The sequence below is a fragment of the Chenggangzhangella methanolivorans genome, from assembly GCF_019797865.1.
GTDB lineage: Bacteria > Pseudomonadota > Alphaproteobacteria > Rhizobiales > Methylopilaceae > Methylopila > Methylopila methanolivorans.
Genome location: NZ_CP081869.1, coordinates 585,106 through 604,977, shown reverse-complemented (window position 1 = coordinate 604,977; position 19,872 = coordinate 585,106). Strand labels below are relative to the sequence as shown.

Annotated in this window: 21 protein-coding genes and 6 pseudogenes; 12 read left to right on the top strand and 15 right to left on the bottom strand. The window is 66.2% G+C overall.

The genetic code is table 11. The features are described from left to right. Positions 1–49: 49 nt before the first annotated feature. From K6K41_RS03190 to K6K41_RS03170, 5 genes are all read right to left on the bottom strand, one after another. The gene (locus K6K41_RS03190) at positions 50–514 is read right to left on the bottom strand and encodes a hypothetical protein (RefSeq protein WP_261403875.1); all 465 of its coding nucleotides are present in this window, start codon (positions 512–514) and stop codon (positions 50–52) included. 107 nt (positions 515–621) lie between these two features. After that, on the bottom strand, positions 622–861 hold the full coding sequence (locus K6K41_RS03185) for a hypothetical protein (RefSeq protein WP_261403874.1): 240 nt from the start codon (positions 859–861) through the stop codon (positions 622–624). Between the two features lie 32 nt (positions 862–893). After that, positions 894–1,742, bottom strand: coding sequence for a hypothetical protein (locus tag K6K41_RS03180; RefSeq protein WP_261403873.1), 849 nt, complete (start codon positions 1,740–1,742; stop codon positions 894–896). Positions 1,743–2,332: 590 nt separating this feature from the next. After that, positions 2,333–2,569 (bottom strand): hypothetical protein, encoded by a 237-nt coding sequence (locus K6K41_RS03175; RefSeq protein ID WP_261403872.1) that lies wholly within the window; start codon positions 2,567–2,569, stop codon positions 2,333–2,335. Between the two features lie 217 nt (positions 2,570–2,786). After that, on the bottom strand, positions 2,787–3,635 hold the full coding sequence (locus K6K41_RS03170; protein WP_261403871.1) for a hypothetical protein: 849 nt from the start codon (positions 3,633–3,635) through the stop codon (positions 2,787–2,789). A gap of 551 nt (positions 3,636–4,186) precedes the next feature. On the opposite strand from K6K41_RS03170, the gene K6K41_RS03165 reads away from it, so the two are divergent. Further along, positions 4,187–4,609, top strand: coding sequence for a hypothetical protein (locus K6K41_RS03165; protein ID WP_261403870.1), 423 nt, complete (start codon positions 4,187–4,189; stop codon positions 4,607–4,609). A gap of 23 nt (positions 4,610–4,632) precedes the next feature. Here the strand turns inward: K6K41_RS03165 and K6K41_RS30140 are convergent, their stop codons facing one another. Beyond that, positions 4,633–4,992, bottom strand: a complete 360-nt coding sequence (locus tag K6K41_RS30140; protein WP_378146608.1) for a hypothetical protein — start codon at positions 4,990–4,992, stop codon at positions 4,633–4,635. On the opposite strand from K6K41_RS30140, the pseudogene K6K41_RS03160 reads away from it, so the two are divergent. Further along, a pseudogene (locus tag K6K41_RS03160) lies at positions 4,925–5,086 on the top strand (ATP-binding protein); the annotation flags it as partial. The gene K6K41_RS30140 and the pseudogene K6K41_RS03160 overlap by 68 nt on opposite strands. A 144-nt stretch (positions 5,087–5,230) precedes the next feature. Then, the gene (locus K6K41_RS03155; protein WP_261403869.1) at positions 5,231–5,665 is read left to right on the top strand and encodes a DUF1612 and helix-turn-helix domain-containing protein; all 435 of its coding nucleotides are present in this window, start codon (positions 5,231–5,233) and stop codon (positions 5,663–5,665) included. Between the two features lie 8 nt (positions 5,666–5,673). Here the strand turns inward: K6K41_RS03155 and K6K41_RS03150 are convergent, their stop codons facing one another. The 5 genes from K6K41_RS03150 to K6K41_RS03130 form a co-directional block, all read right to left on the bottom strand. Then, on the bottom strand, positions 5,674–5,841 hold the full coding sequence (locus tag K6K41_RS03150; RefSeq protein WP_261403868.1) for a hypothetical protein: 168 nt from the start codon (positions 5,839–5,841) through the stop codon (positions 5,674–5,676). Next, positions 5,826–6,056 (bottom strand): hypothetical protein, encoded by a 231-nt coding sequence (locus tag K6K41_RS03145; RefSeq protein WP_261403867.1) that lies wholly within the window; start codon positions 6,054–6,056, stop codon positions 5,826–5,828. Before K6K41_RS03145 ends, K6K41_RS03150 begins: the two co-directional genes overlap by 16 nt. A 49-nt stretch (positions 6,057–6,105) precedes the next feature. Next, the gene (locus tag K6K41_RS03140) at positions 6,106–7,146 is read right to left on the bottom strand and encodes a HigA family addiction module antitoxin (RefSeq protein WP_261405623.1); all 1,041 of its coding nucleotides are present in this window, start codon (positions 7,144–7,146) and stop codon (positions 6,106–6,108) included. Positions 7,147–7,230: 84 nt separating this feature from the next. After that, positions 7,231–7,545 carry a hypothetical protein gene (locus K6K41_RS03135; RefSeq protein WP_261403866.1) on the bottom strand — a complete coding sequence of 105 codons (315 nt, stop codon included), beginning with the start codon at positions 7,543–7,545 and terminating at the stop codon, positions 7,231–7,233. Positions 7,546–7,759: 214 nt separating this feature from the next. Then, positions 7,760–7,942, bottom strand: a complete 183-nt coding sequence (locus K6K41_RS03130; RefSeq protein ID WP_261403865.1) for a hypothetical protein — start codon at positions 7,940–7,942, stop codon at positions 7,760–7,762. A gap of 29 nt (positions 7,943–7,971) precedes the next feature. Here K6K41_RS03130 and K6K41_RS03125 point away from each other — a divergent pair, with 29 nt between their 5' ends. The 8 genes and pseudogenes from K6K41_RS03125 (at position 7,972) to K6K41_RS03090 (ending at position 13,049) form a co-directional block, all read left to right on the top strand. Further along, positions 7,972–8,946: a multiubiquitin domain-containing protein gene (locus K6K41_RS03125; protein ID WP_261403864.1), complete on the top strand. Its 975-nt coding sequence runs from the start codon at positions 7,972–7,974 to the stop codon at positions 8,944–8,946. Further along, positions 8,904–9,614 (top strand): HesA/MoeB/ThiF family protein, encoded by a 711-nt coding sequence (locus K6K41_RS03120; protein WP_261403863.1) that lies wholly within the window; start codon positions 8,904–8,906, stop codon positions 9,612–9,614. The genes K6K41_RS03125 and K6K41_RS03120 overlap by 43 nt, the downstream gene beginning before the upstream one ends. Next, positions 9,575–10,066, top strand: coding sequence for a ThiF family adenylyltransferase (locus tag K6K41_RS03115; RefSeq protein WP_261403862.1), 492 nt, complete (start codon positions 9,575–9,577; stop codon positions 10,064–10,066). Before K6K41_RS03120 ends, K6K41_RS03115 begins: the two co-directional genes overlap by 40 nt. A gap of 40 nt (positions 10,067–10,106) precedes the next feature. Then, a pseudogene (locus K6K41_RS30925) lies at positions 10,107–10,292 on the top strand (hypothetical protein); the annotation flags it as partial. A gap of 258 nt (positions 10,293–10,550) precedes the next feature. Beyond that, positions 10,551–10,937, top strand: a complete 387-nt coding sequence (locus K6K41_RS03105; protein WP_261403860.1) for a hypothetical protein — start codon at positions 10,551–10,553, stop codon at positions 10,935–10,937. Between the two features lie 36 nt (positions 10,938–10,973). Continuing rightward, positions 10,974–11,168, top strand: a complete 195-nt coding sequence (locus K6K41_RS03100; RefSeq protein ID WP_261403859.1) for a hypothetical protein — start codon at positions 10,974–10,976, stop codon at positions 11,166–11,168. Positions 11,169–11,500: 332 nt separating this feature from the next. Further along, entirely contained in the window at positions 11,501–12,406 is a 906-nt protein-coding gene (locus tag K6K41_RS03095) for a DNA-processing protein DprA (RefSeq protein WP_261403858.1), read from the top strand. Further along, positions 12,378–13,049: a hypothetical protein gene (locus tag K6K41_RS03090; protein WP_261403857.1), complete on the top strand. Its 672-nt coding sequence runs from the start codon at positions 12,378–12,380 to the stop codon at positions 13,047–13,049. Before K6K41_RS03095 ends, K6K41_RS03090 begins: the two co-directional genes overlap by 29 nt. A 50-nt stretch (positions 13,050–13,099) precedes the next feature. Here the strand turns inward: K6K41_RS03090 and K6K41_RS03085 are convergent. Next, positions 13,100–13,816, bottom strand: a pseudogene (locus tag K6K41_RS03085) (SOS response-associated peptidase); the annotation flags it as partial. 266 nt (positions 13,817–14,082) lie between these two features. Between K6K41_RS03085 and K6K41_RS03080 the strand changes: the two are divergent. After that, positions 14,083–14,268, top strand: a complete 186-nt coding sequence (locus K6K41_RS03080) for a hypothetical protein (RefSeq protein ID WP_261403856.1) — start codon at positions 14,083–14,085, stop codon at positions 14,266–14,268. 39 nt (positions 14,269–14,307) lie between these two features. Here K6K41_RS03080 and K6K41_RS03075 read toward each other — a convergent pair. The 3 pseudogenes from K6K41_RS03075 to K6K41_RS03065 form a co-directional block, all read right to left on the bottom strand. Continuing rightward, a pseudogene (locus K6K41_RS03075) lies at positions 14,308–17,571 on the bottom strand (error-prone DNA polymerase). Then, positions 17,568–19,087, bottom strand: a pseudogene (locus tag K6K41_RS03070) (Y-family DNA polymerase). Before K6K41_RS03070 ends, K6K41_RS03075 begins: the two co-directional pseudogenes overlap by 4 nt. Then, positions 19,002–19,752, bottom strand: a pseudogene (locus K6K41_RS03065) (ImuA family protein). The pseudogenes K6K41_RS03070 and K6K41_RS03065 overlap by 86 nt, the downstream one beginning before the upstream one ends. Positions 19,753–19,872 lie beyond the last annotated feature (120 nt).

The following is a 19,872-nucleotide window of genomic DNA, read 5'->3' as shown; positions in this document are numbered from 1 at the left end:
AGAACATCGCTGTGCTGGCGGGGCTGGATCAGGGCAGGCGCCGGCCGCGCTAACGCAGGCCCAGCCTTCGCTGCCGGTTGTAGACCGTCCGCTCGCCGACGCCGGCCCTAAGCGCGATCTCGCCCCTTGGCGTTCGAGCGCGAGTGAGCCGCTCGACAATCTCGTCCAGCTCCAGCTGACGCTCATTGGCCGCCGATCCTGGCTTCCCGCCGCGTCCGCCAGGACGTCGGAACATGTGCGGCCGCGCCGGCAGGCCCATCGCCTCGACGCGCATACGGACGATGGTAGAGGTCGTCCGGTCGGCCTGGACGATCTCCCTCACCGGGACGTCGGTCTCCCACATCTGCCGGATCTCGTCGTCCGAGAGGTGCGACGCCGGCATCGCGGCCGCCATGATCGTGCGGCGCTGGCGGCGATCCCGGGACGGCAGGCCGAGCGCTGCGGCACGCTCTTTGACCTTGGGGATCGACCGATCGTCGGCGATCGAAATCTCCAGCAGAGGCCAGGGCCGCACCCAGGCGGCGCGAAAATCGTCGTTACTCAGACGTTTTGTCAACATTACTAAGTGTATGTTTCACAAGGTGTTTCACGGCCCATAGGTCAGATTAATCTACGGATGACCTACTGATAGGTCACGCTGGATTTGAGGCCCTTTGGGCCCGCTGCAGCGCCGAGCACACGGCCGCGGGCGAGACGCAGTGCTGGAGCGCTATCGCGGCCTGGCTCCGCCTTCCCATCGCGTCGGATGCTCCGCTCGAGGAGGCCGTCCTTGACCAGATAGCGCTGGATCGCGTTCTCGGTGACGCCGAAGATCTTCGCGATCTTGGACTTGGTGGATCCCGCGCGGAAAAGCTGCGCCATCCGGGTGCGGTCGACGCGATGCCAGGCGTTCACTACGTCAGCCTCCGCTTGTCGGATCGCTCCGCGCTCAAGCGCGCGATCAGGCCCTTGTCATTCGGGTTCGACTCGAAACCCGGCCTCATCCACTCCGGCTCGCCGTCGTCCTCGGCCGGCGCAGGCGTCGACGGCGCCAGCGGCACGATCACGCCCCTCGGCTCGGTCAGCGGGCGCGGCGGCTTCGGCAGTCCGATCCTGAGCGGGTTGACCCACGGATCCTCGCAAGCGCCCTCGTCAGCCAGAGCGACCTCGCCCGGTTCCATCAGCGCCTCCTCGTCGGAGATTACCGGCTCCGCATAGGCGTCGGGGATGACGTCCGCGTCTTCACTGGTCTCGGTCTCCGCCTCGACGGAGCCGACGGCGGCGAGGAGCTTCTCGAGCTCGTCCTGGGTTTGCCTCGGGCGCTGGGGCGCTGCGGTCGCGGCGGCCGCCTGCACGATCGCGTCGGTCGTCACCGCCCGCGGCTGGGTGGCCGGCGGGCGCATAACGCCGGGGCGGCGGACGGCGATGACGGGCGGCTTCAGAGCCTCAGGTGCGGGCTCGGGCTCGGAGGCCTTCACAGGTTCCGGCTCGGGAGCAGGCGCCGGGGCGGCCGTCGCGCGCAGCCGCGCCTTAAGTAAAGAGTACGTCTCGCTGTGGCCGACGCCGAGGTCGATCTGGGCCAGCACGCCCGGTACCGCCTCGAGGGCTGCCACCAGCGCCGCGGCGAATGCCTCGTAGTCGATCGCCTCCCGCGCGGGCGCGGACGCTGCAGGAGCGGCTTCCGGCTTCTCAGCCTGGACGGGCGCGGGGGCCGGAGAAGTGGTCTCAGCGGGCGGAATGAAAGCAGGAGGGCGACGCAGCATCTCGAATCCAAGTGGATCAACTGTTGATCCATTCAGGATTCCACAAATCCGCGATCCGGCAAGTGCCCATGAAGGATTGAGTCGGCGTCTGAGCGCCGCTCGACATGGATTTCGGGTCCGCATGCCACCCAATGAGCGCCGGCCGGCAGGCCGATGACGGCCAATTCTTGGCTATTCGACGCCTATTCGTGGATTGTGCATTGCTGGGAGATGGATTCGGATGGGCATAGAAGGCGCCTGGAGGCGCTCTGGAGGGTCCAATGCGTGTCAGTTGGTGGAATTGGGTTTGGCCAAAACGGGCCATGAAATCGAACCCAGCGAGCTCTCAGGCCTATCCTCGTCCGGAGTCGGTGACCGGTTGGGAGCGCCGATCGCCGGCTCAGGCGGCCGTCTCGGTCACCCGTCCGGCGGCCCGGCCGACTCATAGTGCCGCACCGACGATCAGCGAGATCATCGCGGCCGACCTCGCGAGGCTTGAGGCGATAGGGCGGCCGGCGGAGAAGCCAGTGCGGCCGATGACGAAGCGCCGGGCAGCAGAGGTCAGCGCGAAGTCAGACGCAGAGATCGTGGCGGCGATCCTACGCAGGTGATCAAGCGCGGCCGGCGGCCTGGTTGCGGATGATGGCTTCGAGCCGCCGAATGTACTCTGCTTGGCTTTCGACGGTCGACTGGGCCGCCTCCCAGGCCTGATAGTTGTGGGCGCTGATCCTGAGCGCCTCGTCACGCTGCGCGCAGGCCTGATCGACGACCTGCTGAGCCAAGGCGCGCTCGCGGCGCATCCGATCGCCGGCGCCGAGCAGAAAACCGGTCTCTTCGTAGCTGAGCATCTCACGCCCTCCATGCCCGGGAATCCGGGCCGACTCCCCAACCTACATCTCGACCTGTGAGCGTCGGCTTTCGGCGATCGCTAAAATGCGTCCGATCTGTCGATTCCGCTCCAGACGCGCCAAGGGCCGCAACCAGTGATTGGCGCGGCCCCCGAAAACCCCAAGAGCGGTGGGGTGCCGTATTTCCGACAGGAAATACACCTTTTTGTTGTGTCCGTCAAACGCCGGCCCTGGTCGCCCGCTCGCGGCGCAGCCGGGCCTTCCTGTCTCCCATCACCGCCGAATGCGTCTTTTCCCTGCGGCTCTTGGCTGTCGAGATCTCCACCGCCAGCCCGACGAGCTTGACGCCGCGCTTGATCGACACCCTTTCGAAGCGCCAGTTCCGCCACAGCGAGGGGGCGTTGAGCTCGTCCAGCGCCCGGCTCAGGTGCTTGGCTGCGAACACCGCGAACGACCCCGGCGCGGTGATCTCCGCCATCTCCCCGGTGATCTCGATCTCGTTCATGGGGTCCGTCATCCCAGGCCGGCTCAGCCCAACGAAACCAACGGCTTTCATCGCCAGCAGCACCGACGTCTTCTGGCCGAGCTGCTGCCACCAGATGCGCGGAACCTCCACCCGGGGGCCGTCCAGAAGTCGGCCAAACGCCGGATCGAGCACCACCTCGATGATCCCCGGCCGCCTCTTTCCGACCGGCCCGCCATAGCCCGGGGTGACCGTGATCGAGATGAACAGCCGCTTCCCGTGGAGCTCCGGATTGGACGGCGCATAGACCTCGCTGCCTTCGACCACCTCCTGCATGGCCGCCTGGAGACTGCGGACCTCGCGCCCCGAGGCGTCCATCAGATCGGCCGTGAAAGCGCTCCAGTTCTTGGGGACGGCGCGCCTCATCACCGCGATCAGGGACCATGCGCGGTGGGCGGCCGGACCGCTCAGGCCGAGCAGAGCGATCTCCCGCGCGGCAAACTCGGGGAACGAAATCACGGAGCCGTCGAAGGGCTGCGACGGCTTCAGATGGCCCAGCGGCGACGGGGACTTTTCGGGTGCGAACATGGCGTCTCTCAGCATGCAAGATGATGCCGATTATATGGTCATGGCGACGAATAACACAACGTCTGTTGAATGGCTTGTGTGGATTCATGGGAACCGAATCGCGCCTAATAGATGTCGTATTCTTTAGAGCGGATTTCCGGGCCCTGGCGGGCCCTCCCCATGGGGGCTGTCAGACAGCTGCGCGGAGGTCTGGAGGCCTGTCGCTTCGCTGGCTGGCGCCAGCTTCGCTCGGGCCTGGGTGGCGGGCTGTCAGCCGTTCGTTGCGGATGGCGCCTTGAGCCGTAGGCTGACTGGAAGCCTTTCGGCTTAGGACAGAAAGAGAAGAATGTCGGGAAGAGGGTTTGGGCTGGAGGGGGGTCGGGACGATCCCTGCGAGGGTCGCTGGCTCTGGAGAGGTCGGCTTCGCCTGGATGAGAGAGCGGCTGACAAGCAGCATGGATGGCTGACCATGCGGGACGCTGACGCTGCCATGAGACCACGACCGCATACGCCGTCACGTCACGACGTCCGTTGTGTCTTTCGTTCCGCGCCTACAGACTCCTGGCAACCGCCGGAGACCACGGATCATGTCCCGCCCGAAAAACGCCGAACCCGCCCGCGACAGCCTCAAGGCCTATCGCCAGCGCGCCGCGGCCCGATCACAGGCCTACCGCGACCGCGCGAAAGTTCTGAAGCGGCCGAACCCGACGCAGGTCGACCGCGCCATCATCATCGCGCTGCAGACGATCTGGGCGGAGACATACGCCGAAGCCCGCCGCGAGGGCCTGGACAAGCGCGAGGCCCTGCAGAGGCCCGTGTCGCTCGCCAGGATCGGTTCCGCGGCCGTCAGCCATCTCACGCGGCTCGAGCGCGCCGACCCACAGGAAGCGACCGCAATGGTCTCCAGGAGGCTCCGTCCAGAGCGCCGGAAAGAGCCGTTCGCCGGCGGTCTCAAAAGCGGCGACGCCCCCGTTACTCCCTCGCTTGCCGTCACAAACCGCGTTACGTGACGCGTCACGCCGAAAGAGGTCGATCAAACGGCCCTGGCGCTTGTGCGATTCATCGCGGGATGCAAGAATCCCTTCGCTCTCATCAGGGGCGCATTGGCTTCGTCTGTAGCCGCCACAACAGACCCGAAAGGCCCGCCAGCGTCCAATCCGCTCGGCGGGCCTTCTCTTTTCAGCTTGATGAAGTCGGGGCCGCGCTGATCCATCATTTGGATGGCGACCAGCGACATCCAGATCACTGCCCCGACGCCCGATGCGGCGATCGCGGAGTTTGTGCCCGAGTACGCCATCGGCTCCAGTTTCGCCTTCAGCGAATAGCCGCGCGTGTTCGGCGACGCCGAGATGACCACCGCGCTGCTCGATCGGCTCTCCCACCACTTCGACATCGTCGAGACCGGCAACGATAGTTGGCGCTTCGGGAACCGAGCCCAAGCGCCGCCCGAGACCGCGCTGACTGGACGTCGATCACGCCGATGCTAGCAACCCCGACCAGCTCCGCGCCGGCGCGATCGACGCCGCTTACCCAAGTTCGCGGAATGGCGCTCGGTCGTCGCGTCGGTCAGCGTCCTTCCGGCGACGCTCGCCGCTGCGGTCGCCTTCGACGCCTGAGACCAGATCGAGCCGTTGCAGGCCCAAGCCTGGCTCGGTCGCCTGCTGTGCGCCGATCTGTTGCGATCGCGCGCTAAAACCCGTGCGCACCTGACGTGCCTCGCCGCCGGCCTCAAAGCCGTTCCCCAGGAAAAACGCTGGAAGCGCGATCCCGTCATCCGGCTGGAAGTGGTCCTGCAGGGCCTGGCGGAAGCGGCGAACGCCGGGCTGAAAGAGCACGATCGCCTCTTCACGACATATGGCCGGCTCGACAGGCGCACGGATGGCCGACGGTCGAACTCGAAGCTGCCCCAGTTGCGGGACCTGGCGATTTCAAGCCCGATCGTCACGTCGTCGCTGATTTCGGCGCGCCTCGGCGTGACCCCGCGGGCCGCGTTGATGCTCGCTCAGGACCTCGGCTTGCGAGAGGCCACTGGTCGCAAGCGTTACAGGGCCTGGTCAGTCCCGTAAGGCGCCCGTCATCTGGCGGCGGCCGCAAGCGCCGCACCGACCAGCCGGCGTCGATCCGGCGTGGAGCGCTCGTCACGCAGCAATCGCCCGACCGGTTCGCCGCCATCCTCGCAGACCTGCAAGGCCAGAAATCCTCGGGCCGTGAGCCCAACGCGCTCGATCATGCGCGCGCCCATCTGACCAGCTCGAAGGCGATCAGGCCTGCAGCGCCGAGCCAGTGCAGCGAGGCCTCGACGAAGGCTTCGCGGGTCGCGCCCGAAGGGTCCGCGTCCGGCATCGCCGCATCCGCCATCTCGTCTATCTCGATGTCGATCGGGAACGGAAACGCCGCGTAGAGCCTTGCGAACAGCGACGACGCGACGTCGGCGAACAGATCGACGTTGTCGCTCATCGGACAGCCGCCCGGTCACATGGACGCCCGACTCTCGCCGGCGACTGCTTCAGGCCGCCCATTTGAAGCGCACCTTCAGGTGGTTCATCTGCCTGTAGGTCAGAACGCCGCGGTTCTGCAGCTGCCCGACGACGATACCGGCGGCGACGTCGTGCCGTTCGGCGAAGTCCAACACCTCTTCGTCCGTCCCTTCAAAGCCGGCGATGAACGTCTCAAGTAGCGTCTGTGGGACGAGAAAGTTCGTCGCCCACTTGTTGGCCTCCTCCTCTTCGGCGTCGCTGGCCGACCGATAGTCGGCGCTGTCCAAAAATACCGTCTTGCGGGAGTGAAGCAGCAGATGGGCGGCCTCGTGGAAGAAGGTGAACCAGAAATGGTCGTTGGCCATATGGCGCATCGACTGCTGGATCAGGGCCTTCCGCGGCGTGAGCCAGCGGGAGATTCCGCTCAGCCGGATGCCTTCGATCGGCTTGACGATGCAGAAGGCGACGCCCGCCGCCGCACAAAGCCGCTCGAGCTCAGGCAGCGCCGCGTCGATCGGGTCACGACTGAGCGCCCGCGCCTCTTTCAGGTTCTTCGTGAAGACGGATTTGTCGAAGTCGGCGCAGGCGATTCCGCCGGCTTTTCGTTCGCCGAGCCTCAGCCAGACGAGCAATGCTTCCTCGGTGCTCTTGAAGCTCGGCGAATGCCGGTAGGAGACCGCAGCCAGATCGCGGAACTTCTCCTTGCAGGACTCGACGCTGCCGCAACCGAAAAACGCCAGCAGCTGCCTGACGGCGTCGCCGTCGACGCCAGTTCCCCCCATCAGGCCCCGCTTGCGAAGCTCCGCCAGCGGAAAGCGTGACGCCCAACCGGTCGCGCCCGCCATGGATTCGATCTCCTCCGTCTTGGCGAGCTCAAGACGATACCGGGCCTCAAGACCGAGCCAGATGTCGGCGCTCATCCCGAGAACGCGTTCCAGCTGCAGCGCCGTCTCGGGCTCGACCGGCGCCTTGCCGGCGATGATCTCGACCATCAGCTTGGCGGAACGCCCGCATCGCCGGGCGAGCTCCCTGGCGGAGATGTCGAGCTCGTCGAGGAAGTCCGCGAGCACCGCCCCGGGCGAGACCAGCCGATCTGGCTGATAGGAAAGGTCGGCCGTCACGGCGCTCGCCTCTGAGGGTTTGGCCGGGCGACGTCAGACAATGTCGATCACCGTAATCTCCTCGATCTGGCTGAGCTTGAGCGCCGATCCGTCCACGACGTCAGACGCCGCGGTGAAGATCAGCCGCCGCCCGCCGGGCAGGTCGACCCCATAGAGGTTCGCAGAGCCGGGCTCCACGCGAAAGCCGATCGGCGGCTCGGCCGGAAGCGCCGCGAGATTGCGCGCGACCGCAAGCACGGCCATCCGCCCCGCGATCTTGCCCGCGAGCGTCTCCCCGAAGCGCTCTACCAGTCGCTCGTGGACGTTGAACAGCCTCTGAACTGAACGATTCGGGAACCCGATCTTCATGTAGGATCCAAAATCGTTACGCAATAGGTAACATTTTTCCTTGCACTCGAAGCGTGCCGACCCCACGTCAACGTGACGGGCGCGAGCCGGCCTCCGAACGGGGGGATCGAACTCAGCGTCGCCGTTTCAGGAGTGGGACGCATGTCGAACGACATTGAGCGGGCCGGCGGGATCAAGCTGGTCATTTTCGACGAGAATCTGAACAGCCGGAAGGTTAAGGCCGAGCGCCGGACTGAAAGGCCGCGACGTCGCCCTCCTCGCCGGCGCGCTGCCGCCGGACGAGTTCGCGGTGCTCTACCGAGGCGACAGCGGCGGCCTCGCCGACCTCGCCGAGGACGCCGAGCGCAAGGTCGACGACGGTGACGAGTTCTGGGTGATCGAGTCGGCCGACCTCCATCGCTTCGAGTGCGACGGTATCGACTTCGTGTGGCCCAAGGCGACTGTCCCGGGGACCGTGCTCTATGGCGTAACCCGGATCGACCCGGCGAAGCGCTCGCTCGTCTCGAGCGCCGCGACCAGCCCGACCTCCGGATCGAGACCACCGACACTGTCGATCTTGGCGCCGCAGGCTTCGAACGTTTCCGGAGCGAGCGCCGCCCCAAGACCCATCGCATCTATATCGGCGACGTCCCCTACGACGTGGCCGATGACGAGATGACGGGGGCCCAGATCGCCGCCCTCGGCGGCGTCCCCGCGGACTACCTGCTGTTCGAAGAACGTCCGGGCGACGACAAGCCGATCGACCTCGGCTCCACCGTCAAGATCCGCGACGGCCTGCGGTTCTATGGCCAGCCCGGGCGACCTTCGGATGAGCAAGGTCTTCGGCGCGCATTTCAGCCGGCTCCAGACGCCTTTCCGGGCGCCAGCTGGAGCGAAAGAGACGCCGGCTTCGTCGTGCACGTCCCAGGCGTGCCGACGGAGCCGCCGGGCGGTTGGAACATGGCCGCGACGGGCGTCTGGTTCGTCGCGGCGGCGAACTATCCGCAAGCCGCGCCAGACTGCTTCTTCGCCGACCGCGGACTGCGGCTCGCCGCCGGGACGCAGCCGACGAACACGTCGGTCGACAACCCCCAGCTCGGCTCGCCGCTGCTCTGGTTTTCCTGGCACGTCGCGCGGTGGCTCCGAACCGGACGACCTCCTGACCTACGTCAACGTCATCCGAGAGCGCTTGAGGCAGGCCCAATGATCCGGCGCATCGTGTTCCCCGACGGCTCGCTTGCGGCGCTCAAGGCGGCGCTGCTCGCCTACGCCCCGCTCGAGGCGGCGGCGATCATGACGGTCGCGCCTTCGGGGCGGAGGGGCTGCTGGTCAACGACGTCGAAGTGGCGCCGCCCGAGGCCTACATCGTCCAGTCTCCGGTGCGGCTCGAGCTCGCCCCGGCTTTTCACGTGCCGTTGCTGAAGCGGGCGCGCGACGAAGGCCTCGGGCTCATCTTCGCGCACACGCATCCCGGCGCGCGGGTCGTTGAATTTTCGAAGGTCGATGACGCCGGCGAGGCTGTTGTCATGCCTGCGCTGTTCTCGCGCGCGCCTCACGGCCCGCACGGCTCGCTGATCCTGAGCGAGCACGGCCACGCCGCTCGGGCGCGCTTGCGCGACGGCGCCACCATCGTCATTCCCGAGATCGTCGAAGTAGGCCGCTCGGTCAGGCGCTCCGGGCCTGCGCTCGACAGGGCGACCATCGATGCGATCGACGACCGCAACGTCCGCGCCCTCGGCGAGGCCGGTCAACGGTCCCTGCGCGCGCTGACGCTCGCCGTCGTCGGCGCCGGCGGCACAGGCTCTCTGGTCATCGAGCAGGCCGCGCACCTTGGAATCGGACGTCTCATTCTGATCGACGACGAGAGGATCGAGGACACCAACCGCAATCGCGTGGTCGGCGCGTCGCCGGGATCCGTCGGCGATCTCAAGGTCGATGTTGCGGCTGAGATGGTCAGGCGCATCACGGGGGGGCGGACCATCGTGGAGCCTTTCCCGCTCAACGTACTCGACGCGGAAGCGGGAAACTTCTGCTGCGCGCCGACTTCGTCATGTGCTGCACCGACAGTCACGGCAGTAGGGCCGTCGTGAACCAGATCGCGTACCAGCATCTGGTCCCGGCGATCGATCTCGGCGTGCAGGTCGACGCCGTCGACGGCCAGGTCCAGGCGATCGCAGGCCGCGTGCAAATGCTCGCGCCGGGACTGCCCTGCCTGCAGTGCGGCGGCGTTCTCGATCCCGCCGCCGTTCGAAGAGATTTCGAAAGCGCCCAGGAGCGAGCGGCTGATCCTTACAATGTGCCGGATACGCCTCAGCCGGCCGTGATCGCGCTGAATGGCGTTGTCGCATCATCCGCGATGACAATGCTCATGGCGGCCGTGGCCGGCCTGCCCATGCGATCCCGAGGACTGAATTACAACGGACGCGAGGGTGTCATCCGCAGCTTTGGCGGCGAGCCGGACGAGAGCTGCGTTGTGTGTTCGCGCGGGCTTGGCGCGTTCGCCGCAGGCGATCGGCAACCGATGGTCTGGCGGCGGCGCTGAAAGGAGCGACCCATGTTCTCCACGATCAAGCGCCTTGGTCATGGCTTTGGCGGCCCGCCCCGGCGCCGCCGCCAGCCGCGCCCGCTACATACGTCCGTTCCGCAATGTCGAGACCGTCGACACCCAAGCCGCCGCGACGATCGCCGTCGAAAAACGGGACGCGATCGCGCTCGTCGAGGGCGCCAAGGGTCTGAAATCGGTCGCGTTCCGCTGTCCATGCGGTTGTGGCGAAATCCGACGGGTCAACACATCCCCTTCAATCGCGCCGTGCTGGGGGTCAAAGTCTCGGGCGGGCGCGTCAGCCTTCACCCATCGGTGGATCTCACCTCAGGCTGCCGCGCTCATTTCGTGCTCAAAGACAACATGGCGATCATGTTGCCTTGATCGGCGCGACGCGCTGCGGAGACGCTCCCGGCGAACCAGGCTGGGGACCGCTCACTCGACCAGCGCTTCCAAAACGCGCGGAGCACGCCACTTTCGGCCCATGATCGATACGCTTTGCCAGAATATCTATGACGAAACGCGCTCATTCTACGCCTCGGTGAAGGATGAGCTCGCCGACGCCGCGCTTGGCTTCCGGATATTGTACGGGCCGCCCATGATCGGCGCGCCGCTTCTGTTCCTGGGCTATCAGCCCGGCGGCAAAAAGATCGAAGATGTTCAACACCACGAGAGTTGGCCGCAGGAAAGCGACTACGCCGTCAAGCCCTGGCCCTTGACGAGGCAGATCCGCTCTGTGTTCGGCCCAGAGAGAACGGCGCGCAGCACAGGCCTCAACGCCATCTTTTTCCGCGCCCCAAGCGTCAAGGCATGGATGAAGCTGCCGACGCCACTACGCCTCAAGCTCGAGACGTTCTCCGCCGAGCGATAGGAGGCCATCGTCCATGCTCTCAGGCCAAAGCGCATCGTGATCATTGGATCGGGCAACTTCGATCTTCTCACCAAAGGCGACGTGGCGCTCCGCGGCCGCAAGGGCGTCGCTCTGGCGAAGACGGGCGAGCTTTGGGGCGTCCCGGCGACCGGCACAGTCCATCTCAGTGGCTACCGGCTTTCAGCCAGCGACCGCGACCTGCTCCGCCAGCACTTCAGTCCCGCGCCATAGCGGACGACTGATCGGGGCCGGCCGGCCGGTGCGGGAAATGACGCCATGCGACCAAGCCGAGCACAAACCGCATGGCGTCGCGAGCCCCATCATCGCCGCAAACCCGACCCACTGCGACGTCGCGCTTCAGTCAACGGGCGGCGCCTCCACAAAAGGTCCGACGCCGATCCAGCAAAGCGACAACGCCCATTAAATCCTTGATAATTCTTATATATTTATAGTTTGTTCTTTATATGTTCCGGTGTAAGGTTTGTTGATGATTCGGGCAGACATTGATGTTCGTTGACGCCTTTGAGCCCGTCCGCGCTAGCTGCGCGGTCGCAGGACCCGAAATGACGCAATCTTCGTTCACGCTTCGCCAGCAACAGGAATGGCCGTTCGTCGCGCCGATCGACGCAGCCTTGGAGCTCGGCGCCTATGAGGCGCTCTGGGCGGGCGATCGCGCGAGCTTCAAGTCACTGGCGGAACGGTTCTCCAGTGGAGACGGCGTAAGGCCATCGGACCTCGTCCCCGAAAGTGAAGCGCGGGCTTATGCGGCTCGGGTCGTCGATAGGCTCCGAGCGCTGATCGGAAGCCGCTTCGACGTGCGCGTCTTTGGCGAGGCCGACTATCCCAACAAGCTCCGCGACGCCACCTATCCAATCGAGTTGCTCTATTTTCAAGGCAACTGGGATCTGGTGCATTCGCGCTCCGTCGCCGTGGTCGGCACGCGTAAACCGAGCGAAGACGGGATCGCGCGCGCCCGGCAGCTCGCCAAAAAGCTTGTCGCGGACGACTTCACCGTCGTCTCCGGGCTGGCGGAAGGCATCGACACCGCGGCGCATCAGGCCACGATCGCGGCAGGCGGATCGACCATCGCCGTCATCGGGACGCCTCTTGGGCATGTTTATCCAAAGGCGAACCGGGATCTGCAAAGCCAGATCGCAAAGAACCACCTTGTGATCAGCCAGGTGCCGCTCGAGCGCTACGAGGCCCAGAATCCGAAGGTGAACCGCTTCTTTTTTCCGGAGCGGAACAAGACGATGTCCGCGATCAGCGAGGCGACGATAATCGTCGAGGCCGGCGAGACCTCAGGCACTCTGATCCAGGCCCGCGAGGCGTTGAAGCAAGGCCGGAAACTGTTCATCCTCAACAGCTGCTTCGAGCGGGCGGATCTGACTTGGCCCGCGAAGTTCGAGCGTGAGGGAGCCGTGCGCGTCCGGAGCTACGATGACATCCGACACGAGCTGGTCGGGTAGAGCCCGCCGCATTGGAGATCTCGAGCGGCCGGATCATTATCTGCTTCGACCGGACGACGTCTGCTATTTCTTCGGCGATTATACGTCGAACGAGTCGTTCAGTTATAGCGAAACCAATCAGCTCATTCGAAATCTGAAGAAGCCGCCCTCGGTACGCGGGACGGCTCAATGGCCGCACAAGATGCGTGCGATAGAGCGCGCTGCGCGCGCAATCCGATTAAGCCTTCAGGACGACGCGCTCGACAGCATCACGATCGTGCCGATCCCGCCTTCCCGGCCGAAGTCATCTCCGGATCATGACGATCGCATGCTTCAGGTCGTGAAACGTATCGACCCCCGCTGCGACGTTCGTGAAATGCTGCTTTCGACCGCCGATCGAGAAGCGCGTCACGTTTCGGGAGCGCGCCGGGATACCGAAGAGCTTAAGGCAAGCCTCGAGATTGATAAGGGCCTCTGCGCAAAGGACGTGGGTCGCGTATTGCTCGTCGACGACGTGCTTACGACCGGCTGCAGCTTCACAGTCTGCAAGGACATGATCCATGCCTATTTCGGCGAGGTGTCCGTCGTCGGCATGTTCGTCGCGCGGCGCGTCCTGCCGAAGGTCGACTTCGAAAGCCTCTTCGGAGACGTCCAGCTTCCATGAAGCAGACGAAACCCGCGCCACGGGCTTCGCTCAGGGCCTTCGACATCACCGTCTCGCTTGGCGCCTCGCGCCACGACAGTGAGCGCATCGTCCGGAAGCGGGCGCTGTAACGCGCGCGCCTCATCCCAAGGCGCCTCCATCCAGATGTCGATCTCCTCGGCTGTTTGTGAGGATGACCGGCATGGCTTTCGGATGGATCGGAGCGACGACCGCGTTCGGCTCAGTCGTCAGGAAGCCATAGACGTCGACCTCCGGCTCCCAGCCCCTGGTCGCCTTACGGACCGACGACCAAGACGTCCACAGGCCAGCGAAGACGCAGAGCGGTCGATCTTCAGCCAACGCAAACCACGTCGGCGAGAATTTGCCGTCCACGCCGCGCTCGTATTCCGAGACGATGTCATCGGGACCACGCAGCGGTTCTCGACCGACAGCCAGCGCGTCCAGTGCTTGCTCACGACATTGCGGATGTTGGTCGTTCCCGCGTCGGGCTCCATCTTCAGCAGCTGGTCGAAGTCGACGTCCTTACCCTTGGCGCGCAGCTTGTCGGCGCGCTTGGAGGCGGCGTCGAACAACGCCTTTCGAGATGACGGCATGCCCCACCGAGCGAGCACGAGCTCGCGACCGCCTGCGCCGTTGCGCACGATCGGCGCTTCATAATCCGGGAAGATTCCCGTCATGGCCGGCAGGTTGCCGGTGCGGTCGACCATTGCGCGCGTCAGCTCACGGATCGCAGTCTGACCCTTTGTCAACGAGTAGAGGTTACACATCTGGACATCTCGGTGTCAGGGCCGGTCCTTGCGCGCTAGACCGCATTGGACCGCGGCCTGCCTCACAGCGCTAGCCTAGAAACCGTCATCGCGATCATCGTCGCATCGCGCGGGATCAAGCAGGAACTGGTCTATGAGAGCGACGCTGACATTCGTGCTCCTGCTGTCGCAACCTGTTACTGCTGAGCCAACGGACGACGTTCAGCTGCTGCGGCAGCTTGGCTATGTCGCGGGACAGGCCGTGGCCTGCGACATCGAAAGGCCCGATGTTTGCGGCGCAAGTCGCGACCGCGATGGCGGACGCGATGGGCCTCAGTGACGAAACCAGCCATAAGCTGATGGTCGACCAAGCGCTCAGCGCCGCTGCGCAGCCCTGCGCCGCCCCTGCAGGTCGACTGGAAGAGATCCGGTCCAACTGGAAAGCCATGCGGCGGCGCGCGGGTCTTGAATGACGGTCCCGGGCTGCATTCGAAACCGCGCCGGAACGCTTCTCATCGGAAGTCCCGCGTCTTCACTTTGATCGTGTCGAGGTGAAGATCGCGAATGTAGATGTCGCGCGTCTTGAGCCCCTTCGGCGGGGACCCACGAGGGCCCGGCGTCGAACCGTGATGCACCTCGTCGCCGCGTCCGTGCGGCAGCGGAAACTCGCCATCGCGTTCCCCGACGCTCGCGAGCTCCGCCGACAGGTTCGTAAGGCGCTGCGCGACCAGATGGACGACCTCGCCCTCACGCTGAACCCGGCCATAGACCGCGATCATGCCAGCCGAAAGGATCGTGCGGCGGTTCTTCTCGAACACGTTCGGCCAGACCACGAGGTTCGCGACCCCGCTCTCGTCCTCGAGCGTGATGAACATGACGCCTTTGGCGCTGCCCGGGCGCTGTCGGACCAGCACCACGCCCGCGATCTCGACCCAGCGCCGGTCTCGCGCCTCCATGGCCTCGAGGCAGGTCACCATTCGGCGCCGCTTCAGATCTTCTCGCAGAAACGCGACCGGATGGGTGCGGAGCGACAGGCTGACATGGCGGTAGTCCTCAACGACCTCGCCGCCAGCCGTCATCGGCCGCAGCGCGACGGCGGGCTCGGACACCTCCGGAACAATCTCGTACTCACGCGCCGACGCCGCAGCGAACAGCGGTAACGGCTCATCGCGCAGGCCCCGAATCGACCAGAGCGCCTCTCGCCGCGCAAGCCCGAAGGCTGGCCGGAACGCGTCCGCCTCTGCGATCTGGGTCAGGGGCCACGGGGACACCCGCGCGACGCCAGAGATCGTCCATCGAGGCAAAAGGACGAGCGCCGCGCGCCGCGACGATCGCGGCGGCATGAGCGTTCGACAGGCCCTTGGTCATCCGCAGGCCCAGCCTGACGGCGAAGCGGGTCTCATCGTCCGTCGCCTCGAGCGTGCAGTCCCAGCGCGAGGCATTGGCGCAGACGGGGCGGATCTCAACGCCATGGTCCCTGGCGTCCCGCACGATCTGGGCCGGCGCATAGAACCCCATCGGCTGGCTGTTCAGGAGCGCGGCGCAGAACACGTCCGGGTGCCAGCACTTCAGCCAGGCGGAGGCATAGGCGATCAGCGCGAACGACGCCGCGTGGCTCTCCGGGAAGCCGTATGAGCCGAAGCCCTCGAGCTGCTTGAAGGTGCGCCCGGCGAACTCCTGCTCGTAGCCGTTCGCCACCATGCCGGCGACAAGCTTCTCCCTGAACTTCGAGACGCCGCCGGTGAACTTGAAGGTCGCCATCGACTTGCGGAGCATGTCCGCTTCCCGGGCGTGAACCCTGCGCACTCGATCGCGACCCGCATGGCCTGCTCCTGGAACAGCGGCACGCCGAGCGTCTTGCCGAGCACCTTCTCGAGCTCGGGTCTGGGGAAGTGGACGGGCTCGAGCCCTTCTCGCCGTCGAAGATACGGATGGACCATGTCGCCCTGGATCGGCCCGGGGCGGACGATCGCGACCTGAACGACGAGGTCGTAGTAGGTCCGAGGCTTCAGCCGCGGCAGCATCGACATCTGCGCGCGGCTCTCGATCTGGAAGGTCCCGAGTGTGTCGGCCTTGCGGATCATCGCGTAGGTTCGCGGGTCCTCGGCCGGGATCGTCGCGAGGTCGAAATTCGCGCCCTTGTGCTCGGCCAAGAGGTCGAGGCCCTTCTTCATGCAGGTCAGCATGCCAAGCGCGAGCACGTCGACCTTCATGAACTTCAGGGCGTCGATGTCGTCCTTGTCCCACTCGATCACCTGGCGGTCGACCATCGCGGCCGGCTCGATCGGGACGAGGTCGTCGAGGCGGTCATGGGTCAGGACGAAACCGCCGGGATGCTGGCTGAGATGCCGCGGCGCCCCATGAGCTGGCGCGCGAGGTCGAGCGTCAGCCGCAGCCGACGGTCTGCGAGGTTGAGGTTCAGCTCCTCGACATGGCGCTGCTCGACGCCCTGTTCCGACCATGACCAAAGCTGGCCCGACAACGTCCCAATCAGGTCTTCTGGCAGCCCCAAGGCCTTACCGATGTCGCGGAGCGCGCCCTTGGCGCGATAGCGGATGACCGTCGAGCACAGCGCCGCGTGGTCGCGGCCGTAGGTCTCGAACACCCACTGCATGACGATCTCGCGCCGCTCGTGCTCGAAGTCGACGTCGATATCCGGCGGCTCGCGGCGCTCCTCGGAGACGAAGCGCTCGAACAGGAGGTCGTTGCGGCGGCCGGGATCGATCGAGGTGATGCCACACGAAGCAAACGGCCGAGTTCGCGGCCGAGCCTCGGCCCTGACAGAGGATGTCCTTTGAGCGGGCGAAGCGCACGATCGAGTTCACGGTGAGGAAATACGGCGCGTAGCTCAGCTTCTCGATCAGCGTCAGCTCGTGCTGGAGCGCCGCACGGACGCTGTCGGGCAGGCCTTCCGGATAGCGCTCGGCGGCGCCCTCCCAGGTCAGCTTGGCCAAGGTCTCCTGCGGGGTGAGCGTCGGGTCGTCGCGCTCCTCCGGGTACTGATAGGCAAGCTCGTCCAGGCTGAAGCGGCAGCGGTCGACGATCTGCAGCGAGCGCGCGACCGCCTCCGGGTAGCGCCTGAACAGCCGATGCATTTCCTCCGGCGGCTTCACATACCGATCGGCATGGCGTTCTCGGCGCTCGCCCAGCGCGTCGATCGTGACGTTGTGGCGGACGCAGGTGACGACATCCTGCAGCATCCTTCGCGAGGGCTCGTGGAGGACGTCGTTGGTCACGACCGTCGCTACGCGCATTCGCGTCGCAAGGTTCGAGAGCTCGTGAAGCCGAAGCTGGTCGTTGGGCCGGCGGCGCAGCGTCAGCGCCATGTAGGCCCGGTCGCCGAACGCGTCTCGAAGGCGACGCAGCCGCAGTCCGCACTCCTCGTCGGCCACGTCGGGGACGAGCACGGCGAGCAGGCCTTCGCCGTAAGCGACGAGATCAAGCCACTCGAGATGGCACTTCGCCTTGCCGCCGCGGCGCTTGCCAAGCGACAGCAGTCGGCAGAGCCGCGAGTAAGCCGCCCGGTCGGTCGGATAGACCAGCACCGACATGCCGTCGGCGAGATCCAGGCGGCAGCCCACGACGGCGCGCACGCCCGTGACCTTGGCGGCCTCGTGGGAGCGGACGATCCCCGCGAGCGAATTGCGGTCGACGACCGCGAGCGCCTCGATTCCACAGACCGAGGCTTGCGAGAACAGCTCCTCACAGGACGACGCGCCACGCAGGAACGAGAAGTGCGAGGTGACCTGGAGTTCAGCGTAGCGGTGGCCGGTCATCCAAACACGCCGTGCACGAACCAGCGGTGTGATCCAGTGGAAGAATCCTCGCCGTCGCCAGCCCGGTAGAGCCAGTAGCGCTCACCTGCGTCATCCTCGATCCGGAAGTAGTCCCGGACCGCGACCAGTTCGGCGTCCCGCGTCCACCACTCGCCGAACACCCGCTCCGGGCCGTCGGCGCGCCGCACCCGCCGGCGGATGCCGCGCCAGGTGAAGCTGACCCGGCGGATGATCGGGGAGCAGCGCGACCGTCTCGACCGGTTCGGGTCGAGAGGCAGTAGCCGCGACGGCCGCGGGCCAGTGGCCCGGCCAGCCCGCGCCAGTGTCCGCCGACATCGCGGGCACGCGGCACACCGAGCGTTCGGGCACGTCGCTCGCCACGGGTGCGAACCGGTAGATCGCCCGCTCGCCGACCCGGTTCATCAGCGTGTCGACCAAGTCGGAGACGTCCGCGACGGTCTCCTCGATCAGCGAGCTGACGGCCTGCTTGTGTCCGAAGGGCTCGGCGACGGTCGCGGCGAGCGTCATCATCTCGAAAATCCTGGCGCGATGGTCTCGATCTTGTCGCAGAGCAGCCGCGTCAGCCGCTTCACGTCACGGACGGGCATCGCCATGCCAACCTGGACCGCCTGCATGTCGTTGTCGACGCGGCGGCAGATGAGATCGAGCCGGCGCGCGCCGAGGCCGCGCTCCTCCAGTCGCTCGCAGAGCTGGACCACAAGCTTCTCGATGTAGCGCGCGATCGTCTCAGCAGCACCGATCGGTTCGGCGAATGCGCGGCTCACCTCAATCAGATCCGGCGGTCGGACCGGTTCGATCGGTTCGGCCAGGTCCCCGAGGGCTTGATCGATCCGGCGGCCGAGCTCTGGGCCGAAGCGCAAAGTCAGCGGCGCCCGGGGCTGCGCCAGAAGGTCGCCGACCCGGTCGAATCCAAGCGTCCGCAGCGCGGCCGCGGTCGGACCCTGAATCCGCAGGGATTCGAGCGGGAGGTCGGCGAGGACAGTCGGGCCATGCCCCGGGAGGCGACGGTGGAGGCTCGGGCGACGTACCGGGCAAGCGCGTGGGCCGCGCCCCAGGTGTCGGCGACGGCAGCGCGAGCTGCGACGCCCGACATCGCGAGCCTGCCGACCAGGCAGTACAGCATCGTGGCCTCGCCGCCGTGAAGATGATCAGCGCCGGTCGCCTCAATGACGAGCCCGTTTGGCGGATCGGGCGCGACGATCGGAGAAAACCGCAGCGCCCAGACCGCCAGCCGTTCAAGCGCCTCGGCGTCTTCTGCCGGGTTGGCGTCGTAAAGGATGAGGTCCTTCACTAGGACCTGGGCCTTGGTCGCCGCCATCCCGATCCGAAGGCCTGCGGCATACGCGGCCGCGTCCAAGGCCACGACGGCTCGCCTGTTGCCTTCGCGCCCAACGAGGACGAACGGCGTCTCAGCCGGCGGCGCTGCGTCGCCAGCCCTGCGCCGGAACCTGTCGGTGGACCAGGTCGGAAGGAAGAGCGAGACGACCCGTGCCATCGCACGCCTCCAGTTCGAAATCAGCGCTTTCGCCCGCCCGCGCCCGGATCAGTTCGACGAGCCATCGGTGTCTTCCGACGCCCGGCACTGGTAGCGGAGCTGACGGAATCACCGAGATCCGCCATCGGGTCGTCGCCGCCGTCGGCTGCCCGAAATCCATCGCCTCCGCCTGTCGTCGCCATCGACGAAGCGCGATGCCGATCGAGCCTGTCCCTTCGGCTGCAAGCTGGAGTCGGCGGGAGGCCGTCATCGCAAGGCGAGCGAGTTCGCCGATCACCGCGCCGAGGCCGCCATGGCGCAGGCCTTCCTCCATGCAGGCAAGCACGGTCTTGTCGTCGCCGGCCTCGACATAAATCACCCGGTCGGCGATGAGCCCGGCTTGAGCGATCGCCGGCGCGAACAGGTCGGGACGCGTGACGCACCACAGGACCTTTCCCTTGGTGCGAGCGGCGACGCCCGCGCTGAACAGGGCGGCCGCCGCCATCGATCGCGCCGTCGCCTCCGCCAGCGACCTCATGCAGCGCTCCGAAAGCGAGACCACCTCCGGGAAGGCGCGAGTCGACCTCGGCGATCCCGAACGGGAGCGCCGATCGTGCGCGCTTCGAGCGGCCTTCGATCCGCTCAATCTGGGCGCGCAACAAGTCAATGGCGGGCTGCGGCCGCACGCTTTTCGTCTCCCTCCGGAACCGGACGCGCTATTATGTTCGCTATCTGTTCTAATTCGGCTACGTCAGAGTCAAGACGCTATCTTTGGCTTGCCGCGTTCCGCGACCGGCACGCCATCA

Bases quoted from the DNA above. Each gene is read 5' to 3' on its own strand.
- K6K41_RS03080 (WP_261403856.1), top strand. From the start codon at position 14,083: ATGTTTGCGGCGCAAGTCGCGACCGCGATGGCGGACGCGATGGGCCTC.
- K6K41_RS03135 (WP_261403866.1), bottom strand. From the start codon at position 7,545: ATGAAGATCGGGTTCCCGAATCGTTCAGTTCAGAGGCTGTTCAACGTC.
- K6K41_RS03175 (WP_261403872.1), bottom strand. From the start codon at position 2,569: ATGCTCAGCTACGAAGAGACCGGTTTTCTGCTCGGCGCCGGCGATCGG.
- K6K41_RS03185 (WP_261403874.1), bottom strand. From the start codon at position 861: ATGGCGCAGCTTTTCCGCGCGGGATCCACCAAGTCCAAGATCGCGAAG.
- K6K41_RS03090 (WP_261403857.1), top strand. From the start codon at position 12,378: ATGACATCCGACACGAGCTGGTCGGGTAGAGCCCGCCGCATTGGAGAT.
- K6K41_RS03165 (WP_261403870.1), top strand. From the start codon at position 4,187: ATGTCCCGCCCGAAAAACGCCGAACCCGCCCGCGACAGCCTCAAGGCC.
- K6K41_RS03150 (WP_261403868.1), bottom strand. From the start codon at position 5,841: ATGGGCGCGCGCATGATCGAGCGCGTTGGGCTCACGGCCCGAGGATTT.
- K6K41_RS03170 (WP_261403871.1), bottom strand. From the start codon at position 3,635: ATGCTGAGAGACGCCATGTTCGCACCCGAAAAGTCCCCGTCGCCGCTG.
- K6K41_RS03145 (WP_261403867.1), bottom strand. From the start codon at position 6,056: ATGAGCGACAACGTCGATCTGTTCGCCGACGTCGCGTCGTCGCTGTTC.
- K6K41_RS03130 (WP_261403865.1), bottom strand. From the start codon at position 7,942: ATGGAGGTCGGCCGACTCGATCACCCAGAACTCGTCACCGTCGTCGAC.
- K6K41_RS30140 (WP_378146608.1), bottom strand. From the start codon at position 4,992: ATGTCGAAGTGGTGGGAGAGCCGATCGAGCAGCGCGGTGGTCATCTCG.
- K6K41_RS03105 (WP_261403860.1), top strand. From the start codon at position 10,551: ATGATCGATACGCTTTGCCAGAATATCTATGACGAAACGCGCTCATTC.
- K6K41_RS03095 (WP_261403858.1), top strand. From the start codon at position 11,501: ATGACGCAATCTTCGTTCACGCTTCGCCAGCAACAGGAATGGCCGTTC.
- K6K41_RS03180 (WP_261403873.1), bottom strand. From the start codon at position 1,742: ATGCTGCGTCGCCCTCCTGCTTTCATTCCGCCCGCTGAGACCACTTCT.
- K6K41_RS03115 (WP_261403862.1), top strand. From the start codon at position 9,575: ATGTGCTGCACCGACAGTCACGGCAGTAGGGCCGTCGTGAACCAGATC.